The sequence below is a fragment of the Microcoleus sp. S28C3 genome (assembly GCF_036700785.1).
Lineage (GTDB): Bacteria > Cyanobacteriota > Cyanobacteriia > Cyanobacteriales > Microcoleaceae > Microcoleus > Microcoleus asticus.
Window position 1 is genome coordinate 42,217 of the sequence record NZ_JAUBPO010000006.1, and the last position, 15,850, is coordinate 58,066.

Sequence of the window (15,850 nt, forward strand, 5' to 3'; positions counted from 1 at the left end):
TCCAGTACCCGAAAGCTCTCGCAAGGTGCGCATTGCGCACCCTAAAGCTACTCTTAGTAAGCCCAGGTTTATCTAAATTTTACAATCAAGTTTGATCGAGTTTTTGTGGGGTTGGCGGGACGCCCGCCCAAAAATATAATTTAGATGCCCAACAGCTTAGTTATGGGTGGGATTTAAAGAATGGAAAAATAAAACAATGGCAAAACAGCAAGGAAATAGCAGAAAATCAAAGATTTATCGCTACTTGTGGCTGCTTTTTTTGTGTCTGAGCTTTCTGTTAGTTCCGCTCATCAAAAAAATAGCTGCTTATACGCCATTTCCCCCACCCGCTCCTCTTGAAAATAATGCTACTTTTGGAGCGAGGATTCAAAGGACGATGGGGCTACTTGCGGCAAGCACTCCAACAGACCGCCGCCAAGTGCGTATTCTATTCTACGGTCAATCCATCACAGAACAAGATTGGTGGAAAGATGTAGCGAAGGATTTGAAACAGCGATTTCCCAATGCAGATTTGATTGTGGAAAATCGGGCGATCGGAGGATTTTATGCCCCGATTTTAATCCGTCCCAGCGAACACGATTTGTATCCTTTTTATCCAGATTTGCTAATCTTTCACGTCTACGGAGGCGGTGAAGATTACGAAGCCATAATTGCCAATGTCCGCAGCCGCACTGCTAGCGAAATACTCTTGCATTCAGACCACATCGACTGGATGCCGACAGGCAACAGCGACGATCCAGGACAAATAAACAGATACGAATGGCACAAGACTCATTCTACTCAATGGCTGCCTGAGTTAGCCGATAAATACGGCTGCGAAATCGCCGAAATTCGTGAACCTTGGATGCGGTATTTGAAAGATAATCGCTTGCAGCCCCAACAGCTATTAAGGGATGAAATTCACCTCAACGATTGGGGAAATTTTCTCCTAGCTGCTCTGATAAAACCGCACCTGCGATACAAGCCAAATTCTCCTCAACCGGCGCAGGATTTAGTGAAAACCTATACAGTTGGCAACGATGTTAAGTGGAAAGATGGCAAATTGGTTTTAGAATTTGAAGGAAATAGAATAGATGCGATCGCCGATAAAACCTTCAACGGCAAGGCAATTTCTGCTAGAATTGCGATCGACGGCAAAAAACCCTCAGAATTTCCTGAACTTTACAGCATCACCAGACCTAGCCTTAGTCTTGGCGTGGCTTGGCCGGCTATTCTCCAAGTATCCAGTCAAAAACCGCTAATCGTCGAAGATTGGAAAGCCGTAATTACAGAGATTAACAGCGACGCCAGCAAGTTTAAATTTGACGTTGTAGGTTCTAAAACAGGTTACGACGGCAGCGGTACCAACGACGAAATGTTTGTCTCAAATTCTGGCCGCGTCGTGATTGAAGCGAGAAACTGGTGGCTGAAAAATGCCTATGAATACTCTAAAAAACAGACGCCTAAAGGCTTTGAGATTTCCTGGCAAGTGCGGCCGATGTTTGTTGATTCATATCTTGCGCCACAAATTGCAGATTCAAGCCGCGAATACCCTACAACATTAGCTCAGAATTTGAGCAACTCCAAACACATCCTCGAAATCGTCCCCGAAACAGATGGGAAAGTTCCAATTCAGGCAATTCGAGTGTATCGCCCTCCTTATATTCCTGAACCATGAATTAGGACTTCATTCTTTACTGCGAACTGAATTTATGTAGGGTTCCATGCACACCGCAGCTTACCTCATAACAGCAGAAACCGCTGTTATGAGGTAGAGTAGCAACAATTAGCTTTCCCAATTTCTTAAATGTTGAGGATTCATGTTTGTTAAGGTCAGCGTTAGGGTTGCATTTAATGTGCTTTAATGTTTGGCTTCAATTGCATTTTATGTGGTCTCTAAAAAATCCTGGTTGCGGTGTTGAGTGATTCTGATTGCGGTTTCCTACATTTAGGCCCATTTACGCTCTGCTTTGTCAGCTTTGAGAATAGCTCTAATTTTATAGATTTGTGTACTGGCTGCCATAAAATATGAAGGTATTTACTGCGTATAAAGCCAGTTTGGGATTTATTGGGGCTTAAAATTTGTTTAAGTCCCGTTAAGTTAAAGTCACCTAAGAAATCCTCAAAGCTGTTTCAGACATCGGAATCAAATTGTTAGCAAATAATCTCTGGTGAATTGGAATATCAATAATAAAGTGTGCCCCCTGATTGGGAGCTGAAATACAATTGAGCTGACCACCGTGTTTCTCCACTACAATCTGATGCGAAATTGACAACCCAATACCGATGCCCTTCCCTAGAGGTTTAGTAGTAAAAAATGGCTCAAATAGGTGTCTGCTGATATCTTCTGTCATCCCAGACCCGTTATCCTTAATCTGGATTACTACCCGATTGCTGTCCGTGACTTCAGTGCGAATGAAAATCTTAGAGGGATTGGCTTTCATTTCACTTAACGATCGCGTCGAATTGTAATCATCTAGGGCATCAATAGCATTAGCGACAAGATTCATAAACACCTGGTTAAGCTGACCAGCATAACACTCTACCAGAGGCAGATTGCCGAATTCTCTGACCACCTCTATCGGAGGTCGATCGCCCCTTCCTTTAACGCGGTTATGCAAAATTAACAGAGTGCTATCAATACCCTGGTGAATATCCACTGGTTTCATCTCAGATTCATCTAAGCGCGAGAAGATTCGCAGCGACTGAATAATTTCGCGAATCCGGTCTACACCTACCTTCATTGAAGTCAGCAGTTTAGGCAAGTCTTCAACCAAAAACTCCAGTTCCATCTCGTCTATTTTCTCTTCAATTTTAGCTCCGGAAACGGGGAATTCCTGCTGATAAAGATTCACGAGTTCAATCAGACTTTTGGTATAGTCATGGGCGTAAGAAAGATTCCCAAAAATAAAATTAACGGGATTATTTATTTCATGAGCTACACCTGCAACAAGCTGACCTAGAGAAGACATTTTTTCGCTCTGCACAAGTTTAGTCTGGGTCAATTGCAATTCGCGAAAAGCTTTTTCTAAGCATTGAGCTTGGGTTCGTAATTGAGCTTCCGATTGTTGCAATCCCGCCTCTGCTTGCAGACGCTCTTGAATCTCCTGTTTGAGCAATTGATTGGATTGGAAAAGTTCAGCCGTTCTTTCCTCAACTCGCCTTTCCAACTCCGATGCCAGGTTCAAAAGCGAGGATTCCGCTTTGACACGCTGTTCGATTTCTGCTTGCAAGCACACATTTTTCTCTAGGAGTTTCTTCGACAGGTTGCGGAGCTTCATGTGGACATTAACGCGAGCTAAAACCTCTTCGTGCTGAAGAGGCTTAGTGATATAATCCACCGCACCAAGACTCAAACCTTTAATCTTATCTACCGTATCAGCAAGAGCCGTCATAAAAATCACGGGAATGTCTCTCGTTAAATCATTAGCTTTCAATCGGCTGCAAGTTTCAAACCCATCTATTCCCGGCATAAGCACATCCAACAGGATCAAATCGGGCGCGGCATATTCGACCTTCTGAAGAGCACTTTGACCATCCCTAGCTACCAATACTTTGAAGCCATAATCAGCCAAAAAATCGAACAGGACACCTAAATTAGTGGGGGTATCATCTACGATTAAAATTGTGCTTTGTTGGGAAACTTCGTTATTCATTATTTTGCCGTCCTATATTGCTTAATAAACTCCAAGATTTGTTGTTCTTCAAATCCTTTGACTAACTGGCGCAGATGCGTAGCAAAGGGTCCCCATTGCTCATTGAGTTGTTCTAGCTTTGTAGCTCGCTCTCCAATGGCTCGAAGATCGCCCATCATCGCTAGATTGAATAAAATGGCGATTTCTTCATCGGGGGGAGCTACAATTTCAGAACTGAGAGATTTTTTTTCTGCTTCTGCTTTCCTAATTTCTTCCAAATTGTCTTCATAAATCCATTCTAACCCCAAATGAACTCGTAATTTTTCTAAAAGCTCCTCTATTCGTATGGGTTTCGGGATAAAATCATTGCAACCTACATCGACACTTTGCTGTCGATCGAAATCAAAAACGCTGGCCGAAGTAGCAATCACCACTAACTTAGTCTGACCTAGTGATTTGCGAAGCCTGCGGGTCGCTTCTAAGCCACTCATTATTGGCATCATCAAGTCCATTAATATACAGTCTGGTTTAAACTCTTTTGCCTTGTTTAAACAGTCCTGACCCTCCGTTGCTTCCAGAATTTCAAATCCTAAAGGTTCAAGCATTCCCACCATCATTGAGCGATTCTGCCACTTGTCGTCAGCTATGATAATTTTTCGCTTTTCGCCTTTGAAACCAACGATTATGTGAGCATTCGCTTTGGCTACATTAGTCGCCCATTCCGATACCTCTGGTAAATCTAAATCGAAGCAAAAAATGCTCCCTTGTCCTAATGTACTCTTTACCTTTATTTCACCGCCCATCATCTGGACTAATTGGCGGCTAATTGCCAGTCCCAACCCGGTTCCTTCAACCTTAAGGTTGGCCTCTCCTACTTGGTGAAAAGGCAAAAATATGTCTTGCAATTGCTCTGGTGCCATACCAACTCCGGTATCTTCCACTTGAAACCGGATTTTGCCATCCTGATATCCTACTTTGAATGCCACTCCGCCTTTTTCGGTAAACTTAATCGCATTGCCGAGTAAGTTGATTAAAACTTGTCGCAACCGTTTTTCATCACCCTCAACGGCAATAGGTAGTTTGGTAATTGGCTCGTAAATCAGGGAGATTCCCTTTTGTTCTGCCCTAATATTGCAAATTTCAGCAATGCCTTCCAAAAATTCTGAGAAAGGGAAATTACTCAGGTGAATTTCCATTTTTCGGGCTTCGATTTTGGACAGGTCTAAAATATCGTTAATTAGGGTTAAGAGGTGTTCGCCACACTGACTAATCACGTTCAGACCATCTTTTTGCTGGTCAGCTAAGTTTTTTTGTCGTTTGAGGATTTGGGTGTAACCCAAAATGCCATTAAGTGGCGTTCGGAGTTCGTGGCTCATATTAGCAAGAAACTCACTTTTGGCAGAGTTGGCGGCTTTCGCTAATTCTTCTGCTTTTTGTAAATGGATATTTTTTTCTTGTAACTGTTGCGTTCTTTCTGCCACCTTCGCTTCTAAAGTAGCGTTGGCTGCTGCCAAATCGTTATAAAGACGGGCATTTTCAATTGAAATAGCTGCTTGAGAAGATAAAAGTTGTAAAACTTCTAAACGATCTGGAGTAAAAGCACCAGTTGTGAGATTATTTTCTAAGTAAAGAATGCCAGTAAGTTTTCCTTGATGAACGATTGGAGTACATAATACTGACTTGGGTTTTTGGTTGACTATATAAGTATCCGCCGTGAAGGTTCCCTCACAACTCGCATCGTTTAATACAACATTTTCCTGAGTTCGGGCAACATAGTTAATCAAAGATATGGGTAGTTGCTGACTTTTTACTACGGGTATTGTTTGCAGCACTTCTACATCGCTATCTACGGTTCCGTAAGCTTCAATTAGTAGATTTCCAGCTTTTTCTAAAATGAAAATACCACTTTGAGCACCCGCATTCTCAATTACAATTTTCATCAATTTCGCCAATAGCTTACTCAGTACAATTTCACCAGAAAGAGCTTGAGATGCTTTGATCACAGTAGCTAAATCTAGAGATCCTGCGCTCCCTCCACTCGTCGAGGTAGTGGTCATCGTGACCTGGCTACGTTGACTTTCTGGCTTGGCTATCCGGGAAAGTATTTGAGGATATCTGGCTTCTAAATCTTTGACTATAGCTTTAGCTCCCCAGCGACTATATCCGTAGTAAGCATCGGTTAAATAAATTCGAGCAATTTTATCTTTAGAGCGGGAAAAATAAAATTCTGCGGCTAGTTCGTTGGCTAAGGCTTCTTCTTGCAGATATCCCTGTTCTTTGGCTCCTGCTATGGCGCGATCGTAATAATCGCTGGCTTCTAAAGGTTGTCCTAAAATCCGCGCTTTTTCTGCTTCTACTAAGTCATACTTATGCTGGAAGTTACTCGGTGCATGAAACGCCCAAGTTTTCATTTTGGCTTGGTTTATTGATACTTGACTTAGGTATTCTTCTTGGTTTTTTGCTGAGGCTTTTGGATACATTGCTAGCATACCAAGAGAATGGTAGAAGTTGCCAAGTGCATTCTGAATTAATCCCACACCGCAACTGGCATATTTTGATACTAAACTAGCATTGACTATTGTGCCTTCGTAATCTTTAAAACAATAACGGAGCATCGCTTGGGCGGCATGGTAGAAAAAGAGCAGAGTCCCATTATTAGATTCTAGGAAAATTGGAACCATTTCTTTTTCATTAAAACTGTCACCTATCAACCGATATTTATCTGAGGCTTTGCCCAGTAAATTTTTAACTAATTGCTGGTAAATTTTTATTGCAAAAGTATCGTAATCTTGCTTATACTTAATGGTAATAGCAACATATTTTTTCTGTTCAAATTCAACTTTTTCTAGCTCTTTTTCGGTTAAAAATGTCATGTAGCAATAATTGATTAGGCAGTGGCAAGCACATTCTAAATCACCTACTTCTAAGCCACTTTGCATAGCATCAATCAAAGGTTCTCGGGTTTCCATACTACGATCTTTCCAGGATCTGAGAAGAGCATTAAATATTAACCCAATCTTACAGTTGAGGGAGTTAGTTTCAAATTTATCCAATACAACAATGGACAATTTACCAAATTTATATCCAGAATCTATATCCCCCATTGGCCCACAGAGAAGGGAGCCATAGAAAACGTAGGCGTAAGCAGATTCGGGCGAGTTGCCATACTTTATCGACAAATCGATCATCGTATATATAATTAGTGGCAGCATAGCTCCATTGCCAAGATAAGCCGCGATGACGATGCTCGTTAATATCCGCATGGTCGCAAGTTTATCAACATCTGTCATTGGTGGCAGACTGGCTAAATCCTCAATGATTAATGTTTGAGGGGGTTCTTGCTCCAGAGAAATGCCAAACATTTCCAGAACGCTAATGCCAGTATCTATAGCTGATTGGGTGCGGTTTTCAGCCATATCAAACTGAATTTTTAGTTCATAAACTTTGATTTTTTCTAGGATGGTTTTTGCTTTTTTGATAATCACAGCAGACAACTGTTGCGATCGCTCAAAGTTGGTGGTGATAAATTCTGCTTCTGCTGCTTCTAAATAGAGGTTCAAAGTCAGCTCGTATTGACTCTCCCAGCTATCAGCAGCGAGGAGTCCCAAACCCACATTCAAATATTTGACAGCGGATTCATAAGCTGTTGCTGCTTTAGCTTTCTGTCCGGCGATCAGATTGAGTTCTGACAATTCATATTTTTCCCACTCTAAAGTGAGTAAATCGGTGCCGTAATTTAGTTGGTTAACCAGTATAAAAATATTTTCTTTTTGTTCTTCAGGCGTTGTGGAATGTAGCAGTAGTTGACCGATTTTTAGGTGAGTTTCTTTTTTATGCTCGTCGGGAATTAGAGAATAAGATGCCTGTTGCACTCGGTCGTGCAAAAACTTGTAGGTGACATTAAACTGTTCGGTTGACTTTTCTGTGGATGTTTTCGGGTCAAATAGTAAAGGGATTTTGTAGGAATTATTTAGTGGCAAAACGAAACCAGTTTGTAGCGCTTCCCATAAATCTATTGCCGTCTCTGACTGGGATTTTTTATTAGCAATTGCCAAAACGTCTAAACTGAATTTATCTCCAATACAAGCAGCTAATTTTAAGACTTTCTGCGTCTGGGACGATAGCTTTTGAATCTGGCTGACCATCAATTCGACTACATTATTGCTGATCTCAATGCCTTGAAGCTGTTGAATATCCCACTGCCAGCCAACTCGATCGAAATCAAAGGATAGAAGTTTGTCTTGATAAAGGGATTTGAGAAGTTGAGTTAAAAAGAAAGGATTACCCTGGGTTTTCTTAAACACTAACTCAGCCAGGGGCAAAACTTCGGAAATTTGACTGCGCAGGGTTTCGCTGACTAACTGGTTGACATGAGATATTTCTAAAGCTTGGAGGATAATATTATTGACTACCGCATTGCTCTTTTGAATTTGCTCTAAGGTATAAATTAAGGGATGAGTAGGACTGACTTCATTATCCCGGTAGGCCCCAATTAATAGCAGATATTTACTATCGGGATCGGTCATAATTAGCTGGATGAGTTTCAGGGAAGCGGAATCTGCCCACTGCAAATCATCTAAAAATACAACTAGGGGGTGTTCGGGTTTACTAAACACCTGTATAAATTTTTGAAAGACTCGATTAAATCGGTTTTGGGATTCCGCTGACCCCAAGGTTGGCACCGCAGGCTGTGGGTCAATAATCTTTTCTACTTCGGGAATAACATCAATAATAACCTGGCCACTGGTACCAAGTGCTTCGATAATTTTAGATTTCCAAATTGCTATTTTCTCTGAATTTTCCGTGAGCAGTTGCCGCATCAATCCTTGAAATGCTTGAATTAAAGAAGCATAAGGAATATTTCGTTTAAACTGGTCAAATTTACCAGAAATAAAATACCCTCGTGCTCCGACTATAGGTTTATCAACTTCGTTAACCAAGGAAGATTTGCCGATACCTGAATAACCGGAAACTAGCATCATTTCCGTTGTCCCAGCACTGACGCGAGTGAAGGCTTCTAGTAAACTAGCAACTTCTCTTTCCCGTCCATAGAGTTTTTGCGGAATCAGAAATTGGCTGTAGGAATCTAGTTTACCTATAATAAAGTGGGAAATCTCTCCTGAAGAAAGCATCTGCTGGCAGGTTTCCAAGTCAACTTTTAGTCCCAAAGCACTTTGATATCTATCTTCAGCGGTTTTAGATAATAATTTCATTACGATGTCAGAAACTGCATCCGGGATTTCTGAATTCAGTTCTTTCGGTGGTATTGGTGCTTTAGCTATATGGCAGTGAACGAATTCTAGAGGGTCTTTTGCCGAAAAAGGTAGCTTACCCGTCAGCATTTCATAAAATGTAACACCAAGGGAGTAAAAGTCGGTGCGGTAGTCCACCGATCGGTTCATTCTGCCGGTTTGTTCCGGCGACATATAAGCTAGAGTTCCTTCTAATAAGTTGGGATTGGTGACGGTTTGATTTTCTCGGTCTAAGAGAGAAGCAATGCTAAAATCAATGATTTTTACTTCCTTTGTCTCTGGGTTAATTAGGATATTTTGGGGTTTAATATCTTTATGGATCACATTACTATGATGGATCTCTCCCAGAGTGTTTGCTAACTGAATGCCGATTTTGAGAAATGCGTTTATAGCCAAGGATTGATTTTTGAGAAAATCTTTTAAAGATTGACCGCTAAAATTTTCTACTATCAGCGCTAAGCCGTTATGATAGTTTTCTAAGGCTATGGGCTTAACTATTCCTTCACTGTCTAAATGTCTGAGGATTTTATGTTCGTGTCTTAAGCGGGAAATTTCTTCGATTGTCGGATGCTCGGTCTTGAAGGTTTTGATAATCGCGGAGGTTCTATCAACGTGTCTTGTGGCGCGATAAATAATAGTATTGACACTTTCGTAAATAGCTTCGCTTAGGTTGTAACCGAAAAAGCTAGGGTTCATGTGTGTAATTTCACTGATTATAAATTGAAGAGCCGAGGATATTTCAGTAGGTATATCTCAGTAGGTATACTGATATTTATGACAAAATTACAAAAATCTTTAAATGCACTACAAACAAGTATAATCTAAGGTTTTTCAATATTTTTTGAACTTTAACAAATCTAAATATAACAAAAACTAATACAGGGGGAACCCCTGTTATGCGGTACAATAAATAAAAATAAAATATCCTTGGTTAGTCAAAGTTAATCAAAGCATATTCCCTCGCTCTCCGAGAAAAAATAGTGACAGCACATTTGGCAGAAAAAATGTCAATTAGAAAAGTAGCCACCAGATTTTAGGGAGCCTAAAAGTCTCGTCTAACAACAGCCACGAGCCACAACAAACCGAGGGAAATTTACAGCCGAAACAGAGAGGAAAACCGCAATTCAGTCATCTGACCAATGCGGAAGCATTGGTCAAAGCACTGCTAACAGCTCATCTTGATACCACTTTGGTGGATTTATCTGAATTATTTGCTATTAAGACCGGAAATTGGGTGAGTCGGACGGCAATGTGTCGCTGCGCGGCAGAAATTAGGACTACATCGTAAAAAAAACCTGGTACAGTAGGCAAGCCGCGACAGAAAGAGTCCAAAAATTAAGAGTGGAGTATTGGGACAAGATCAAAGATATGGAGGCACAAAACAAGCATATTTTTCGAGGAAACCGGGATTCTACTGAGTGCGACCAGAACTCATGCCCGTTCACAGCTAGGGAGAAGAGTATCCAACCTAAAGCCATTTTATCGAGGGGCACTAATTTACAGCCTCTGGCGCAATTAGTATTAATAAATTGCTGGGATTAATGACAGTGAAAGATTCAACTGATCGAGCGGCATTTGTCGTATTTATTGAGCAGTTTTTATGTCATCAATTATGGACAGTATCTGTAGTGGTGATGGATAATTTACCGCCCCTAAACTAGCCTCAATTGTGCGAATGATTGAATCTGTAGGTGCGAGTGTTATTTATTTATCTCCATACTCTCGCCTATTTTAATCCCCTTGAACAAGGGTTTTCACAACTCAAATATTTTTTGCGGAGATTCGCTCCAACTAAACGTTCACGATCGATCAAATAATTGCAGTTGCCGTTAACAAACATGAATTATTAACATTTAAGAAAGTGGGAAAGCTAATTGCTGCTACTGTACCTCATAACATCGGTCTTTGCTGTATTTCTTAGTTTCTTAGAAAGGAGCGAAAGTTTGTGTATGAGCAGTTTGAACCGCCGAGTATTATCAAAGAGTTATTAACAAAGGCATGATATAACTTTTGTTCTCTAGCCCGTGCAACTCTCGATTAACCTCCGTTTCTCATAATCCCCAACTCGTGAAACATCAACAGCGATAAAAACAAATCAGCCACAAAAATAAACACCCACGAAGTCACCACCGCCGCCGTTGCAGCTTGGCCTACTCCTTTCCCTCCGCCCGTCGTCGTCAACCCCCAACCGCAACCGACAAGGGCAATTATTAACCCAAAAATAAAACTCTTAATCGCCACAGTCACTAAATCCCAAGGCCCCAAAAAAGTCCGCACCGATTCCAAAAATACCGACGGTTCCAACTCGTAAAAATTAACGGCCACAAACAGCCCGCCCAAAATTCCCACCGCTACCGAAAAAATTGTTAACACTGGCAGCATGATGCAGCAAGCTATCACCCTCGGCACTACTAAATAATCAACCGGATTGGTTCTCAACATATACAGGGCGTCTATTTGTTCCGTCACCTGCATTTCTCCTATCTCCGCGGCAAAGGCCGAACCTACTTGTCCCGCCACCACGCCCGCCGTTAAAAGTGGTGCTAATTCGCCGCAAAATGCCAGAGCAAAAGCACCTCCCACCGCTCCAACCGCGCCAAAGCGAACCAATTCTCTGGCGGATTGAAAGGTAAAAATCATGCCGCCAAAAAAGGCTATTAGCAGCACGGAGCGGAAGGAATCTAGGCCTACTGTTACTAAATGTTCCATGATTTGGCGGCGGTCAATTTTGCCTTGGAATATCCGCAGCAGCACTTGGCCACCCAGGAACAGCGTCACTAAAAACCGCTGAAACCACCTGCTATTGAAGGTTTCATCTAAATGTCGATCGCGCTTTTCTTGGCATTTTTTAACCAATGACTGATGGCTCGCGATTAATTGCAAACAGGGCGAAGCACTGCCACATAGAGATTTTCGGCAATCCTACAGCAATTATTGCACGATTTGTCAACATATTTTTTCAGTCTGCCTGCCCTGGCGTTGGTGGGTTATACCATTTTAGATTTTAGGTTTGACATTGGGACTGGTTGATTATGCGGTAATCATCAGTCATTTCCAATTATTCAATTCTAAAATCTCAAATCTCAAATCCTATGACTACTCGGCAAGCAACAAGTCGATAAACTTATCCAACTGTTCATTATATTTTTCGGCTTGATCTTTGCCAATTCTCAACAGTTCCGATATCTTCCCTTCCGAGGCATCATCAATCGGCAGCGGTTGTTCGTGGCTCAAATCTGGACTAATTCTCAAATATTGATTCGGTCTTTCAACCGCATCATAAATTTGAATTATTTGATAATTTACAGTTTCCGCAACTCCGGTCATCATGATATTAATTAAAGGCTCAACCCACTCTACTTGACCCCAATTTTTTACATCTTCGTAGGGGAATTTTTTCTGAGCTTCTCCCGTCCCCAAGGATAAAATTACCATATCTTTTGCTGTCGGCCCTTTGTCGGGGCGATCGTCAGGAATTCTGAATTTATTTCTAACTTCAGCATAGGCACAAAGCGCGGGATTGTTTGCGAAAACTCCCCCGTCAATTAAAGCGTAGGACTCGTTTGTTAAAGAGTAGATTTTGGTAACTTCAAAGTAAGAGGGAGCTGCCGATGTGGCTCTGGCGATATCTCTAATAAAATAGTCTTCTGCTGGATATTGTAGAGCATCTATTTTATCGAAAAAGTGAGCTTTTCTTCTTTCGATGTCGTAACTGCAAATTAAACAAGGTTTCAGCAGTTCGCTGAGTTTGCAATCTCTAAAGTTTTCCAAAAAGAATTGTTCTAAGCGATCGCTGGGATATTTCTCATCTATCAAACCGTCTATAGATTTGAGTTTTTGCCAAAATGAACTCTTAAAAACGTCGCGGCCGCTCTTAATTGAAAAATTAAGAGCGTCTTCAGCCGACCACCGAGGCCTGGTGGGATTTTTGGCATCGGGACACAAATAGATGCAAGTTAAAATTCCTCCCGCACTCGTGCCGGCGATTAAATCAAAATAGTCAGCTATTCTCGCATCTGGGTTGCCGCTTTTTTGTTGCAGCTTTGACTCAATGCTAACTAAAACTTGCGCGGGTATAATCCCTCTAATTCCCCCTCCATCTATGGATAAAATTCTGGTATATTTAGCCATCATTGTTGCCTATTTTCGATGTTTGCTGGTTTCCTAATCTCAAATTCCCAAGCCTCCGAATTCATGCACCGCTCAATCTCAGCTATCCCATCTCAAATCTAAATTTAATTGGCGGGCTGCGATCGTATAGCGAAAAATGTATTCTACAATTTCTACGTAATTGTAGGCGGCGGCTGGCGAGTCTGCCCAGACTGTGATGCCGTGATCGCGAATTAACAAAGCTGGTACAGACGGCGCACAAATGGCAAAGAATTCGCAAATTGCCTTGGCTATTTTAGGGACTTCCAAATAATTTGCAAATAGGGGTATCGCCACCTGCGGGTTTTCCTCCCATACCCCCAAACCTTTCAGCATTTCGATCGCGGGTAAAGGCACTGCATCTCCTGCTGTTAGCCGAGAAACTAAATTTGCCTCGATCGAGTGAACGTGATAGCAAGCTTTAGCGTCTGGAAAACAATTGTAAACGGCTAAATGAATGCTGGTTTCGGCCGAAGGGCGGCTGTGGGGAACAGGTTGCTCGACAATTGCGCCGTCTGAGTTCATTCGGATAAAATCTTCTTCAGTTAACTGCCCTTTCGCGCGGCCGCTAGCAGTAATCCAGAAAGTGCCATCTGGTAAGCGGGCTGAAAGATTGCCAGCAGTCCCAACCATCCAACCGCGATCGTAAAAATGTTTGGCTGCTGCAATTAAATCCGATCTTAAATCGCCACTCATTCTTTACAAATCCTCAGCTTTTAATCTACTTTTTACGTTAATAGGAATTGCCCTGCCCTATCTAACAGTAGGGTGATGCGTGCAAAGCTTACCAATACATATAGCTCTAAACGTAGGGTGCGCCACAAGCAACTTACTAAATACACATACCGCATAGTGCGATTTTTTTTGCGCAATTCTTAGTTTAGTTTCACTTCCATTTCTGGGACAAACTTTCCAACACGTCAAAAAAATTATCCCATTTAGTATAAGGCTTTTGCTGTTCGTCTAGATACTCGGCAAGCCGATCGCGCGCAAACACCGACGAAGCCTGCAAAGCCATATTAAAATCCGTCAGCGAATCTCCTATCGCCACCTGTTCCTGGGCCGGGTGCTGGCCCATAACCCGCACCTTAGACACCAATTCCGTATCTCCTTCAAACTCAGAATTGACTTGCAAGCGAGGGCCGCTAGCGTCCACATCCACAGCGTAAATAACGCTCGCCCGGTGTACCAAATCGCCCATTACCGTCTCTACCATGACGCGAAGACCGCCGGACACGATCGCAAAATCCACCTTTTTCTCGTCCAAAAAATCCAGCAATTCCAACAATCCCGGCCGCATCAGCCTTCCCCTAGAAAATTCCACAATTTCCCCGTAACATTCCGAGGGAATAGACTCTAGTAACTGTCGCACTCCCGATCGCAAACTCAGCCTTCTAGCGTATATTTCAGGCATCAGTTGAGACGACAGTTCCGGTGCGAAATGCTTGAGCATTGCCACAAAAGTTTCTTCAACAGTTATCGTGCCGTCAAAGTCGCAGAATACCACCCGTTGCTGATTGTTCGGGATTGAAGATTTTTGCTTGTCATCGGTCATTCGATTTTAGATTTGAGATTTTGGATTTTGGATTGACCCCACGGATAAATTCGGGGGCTTGAGGATTTTAGATTTGAGATTTTGGATTGATTCCACGGATAAATTACGTGGCGGGTACCATCAAGAAATTTTTGGTCATTGTCAGTTGCACAAGAGAGAGAACTGGAAAAGTTTACACAATTTCTCGTACACTGTCGAGCGACAGACACCCCGACAGCCAAAAACTAATAGCTGCGCGCAGTGTTTTGGCAATCGTCCGCAGGATTTTATGCAGATTCTTCCTGAGAATCTTCATCTTCCAGGGAATCTTCCAGAGAATCTTCATCTTCCAGGGAATCTTCCAGAGAATCTTCCAGGGAATCTTCTAACTCCTGCTTTTGGTTTTTTGTCTTTTGGGGGTTAGACTTAGCCGGCAAACAGATTAAATTATCATCCTCAGTATTAATCAAACCTTTCGATCGCAACTTACCCATCAGCCGCGTCACTGTCACCCGCGTCGAGCCGATCGCGCTGCCAATTTGAGCGTGAGTCAAGGCCCAAGGCAGCCGGTAGCCCCGAACCACATCCGGTTCGCCGTCACCTACGTAAGGTTCGCCGAACTCTTCGATCAACAAAGTGAGAAATCCCAGCAGTCGGTCGATCGTCCGGCGCTGTCCCAAAGTGCTCAGCCAGAGAAGTTTCCGCTGGTGTTGGTAGCGAAACGCATCCAAAATTTCCCTGCGGAAGTGAGGCCAATTATCTAAGTCGTGCCAGTACATCCACACTACGTGAGTTTGATCGGCGTGGGCGTAAGCTTGGAGAGTAAACGGAGACTGAGCAACGAGTTCAAAGGGCTGACCGGCGCCGACGAAGCCCAAAAAAGCTTCTTCTGTAGTTTTGTCAACGGATTTCGATTTCCCCGTCGCAGCGCTAACTTGAGCGCTACCTACGAGTCGCACAGAACCTTTCTGGACTAAATACAGCAGTCCGGGTCTTGCGGGAATCCGCTCATCTTTGCTAAAAGTCCGGCAGCGGTAGTGTTCCTGGGCCCAGTCGATAATTCGCTGCCAAGTGATAAAAGGTCGATCGATAGTCTCTAGAGGTGTGGAAGTTGATTGCATAGGTGAGGCTCTGGGATATATTTAATCAGTGAGAAAAACAGCTTCTGCCAGCAGTGCGATACAAAGTGAGACCACCCATCCCCGATCGAGCTTGCACGCTTATTAACTGTGCAGACTTTTCTTAGTTTTACCGAAAGATTCAATGTAGCAAAAAATACATCAAAATGGTAGAATTCAGCA

General features: G+C 42.5%; 8 protein-coding genes. 1 reads left to right on the forward strand and 7 read right to left on the reverse strand.

The genetic code is table 11. The annotated features are described in order from the left end of the window. Positions 1 to 196: 196 nt before the first annotated feature. Positions 197 to 1,657 (forward strand): SGNH/GDSL hydrolase family protein, encoded by a 1,461-nt coding sequence (locus QUA13_RS03495; protein WP_333196650.1) that lies wholly within the window; start codon positions 197 to 199, stop codon positions 1,655 to 1,657. Between the two features lie 433 nt (positions 1,658 to 2,090). Here QUA13_RS03495 and QUA13_RS03500 read toward each other — a convergent pair whose 3' ends face one another. The 7 genes from QUA13_RS03500 to QUA13_RS03530 form a co-directional block, all read right to left on the reverse strand. Beyond that, positions 2,091 to 3,635, reverse strand: coding sequence for a response regulator (locus QUA13_RS03500; RefSeq protein ID WP_333196652.1), 1,545 nt, complete (start codon positions 3,633 to 3,635; stop codon positions 2,091 to 2,093). Further along, complete coding sequence (locus QUA13_RS03505) at positions 3,635 to 9,562, reverse strand: AAA family ATPase (protein ID WP_333196654.1); 5,928 nt, start codon at positions 9,560 to 9,562, stop codon at positions 3,635 to 3,637. The genes QUA13_RS03500 and QUA13_RS03505 overlap by 1 nt, the downstream gene beginning before the upstream one ends. 1,341 nt (positions 9,563 to 10,903) lie before the next feature. Beyond that, entirely contained in the window at positions 10,904 to 11,722 is an 819-nt protein-coding gene (locus tag QUA13_RS03510) for an MlaE family lipid ABC transporter permease subunit (RefSeq protein WP_333196656.1), read from the reverse strand. 240 nt (positions 11,723 to 11,962) lie between these two features. Further along, the gene (locus QUA13_RS03515) at positions 11,963 to 13,000 is read right to left on the reverse strand and encodes a patatin-like phospholipase family protein (protein ID WP_333196658.1); all 1,038 of its coding nucleotides are present in this window, start codon (positions 12,998 to 13,000) and stop codon (positions 11,963 to 11,965) included. A gap of 75 nt (positions 13,001 to 13,075) precedes the next feature. Next, positions 13,076 to 13,711 (reverse strand): methylthioribulose 1-phosphate dehydratase, encoded by a 636-nt coding sequence (gene mtnB, locus QUA13_RS03520; protein ID WP_333196659.1) that lies wholly within the window; start codon positions 13,709 to 13,711, stop codon positions 13,076 to 13,078. Between the two features lie 190 nt (positions 13,712 to 13,901). Continuing rightward, positions 13,902 to 14,570: an HAD-IB family phosphatase gene (locus QUA13_RS03525; protein ID WP_333196661.1), complete on the reverse strand. Its 669-nt coding sequence runs from the start codon at positions 14,568 to 14,570 to the stop codon at positions 13,902 to 13,904. 266 nt (positions 14,571 to 14,836) lie between these two features. Further along, positions 14,837 to 15,670 (reverse strand): Crp/Fnr family transcriptional regulator, encoded by an 834-nt coding sequence (locus QUA13_RS03530; RefSeq protein WP_445242673.1) that lies wholly within the window; start codon positions 15,668 to 15,670, stop codon positions 14,837 to 14,839. Positions 15,671 to 15,850 lie beyond the last annotated feature (180 nt).

Coding starts and splice junctions, on each gene's coding strand:
- QUA13_RS03530 (WP_445242673.1), bottom strand. CDS start 15,670: ATGCAATCAACTTCCACACCTCTAGAGACTATCGATCGACCTTTTATC.
- QUA13_RS03525 (WP_333196661.1), bottom strand. CDS start 14,570: ATGACCGATGACAAGCAAAAATCTTCAATCCCGAACAATCAGCAACGG.
- QUA13_RS03500 (WP_333196652.1), bottom strand. CDS start 3,635: ATGAATAACGAAGTTTCCCAACAAAGCACAATTTTAATCGTAGATGAT.
- mtnB (WP_333196659.1), bottom strand. CDS start 13,711: ATGAGTGGCGATTTAAGATCGGATTTAATTGCAGCAGCCAAACATTTT.
- QUA13_RS03515 (WP_333196658.1), bottom strand. CDS start 13,000: ATGATGGCTAAATATACCAGAATTTTATCCATAGATGGAGGGGGAATT.
- QUA13_RS03505 (WP_333196654.1), bottom strand. CDS start 9,562: ATGAACCCTAGCTTTTTCGGTTACAACCTAAGCGAAGCTATTTACGAA.
- QUA13_RS03495 (WP_333196650.1), top strand. CDS start 197: ATGGCAAAACAGCAAGGAAATAGCAGAAAATCAAAGATTTATCGCTAC.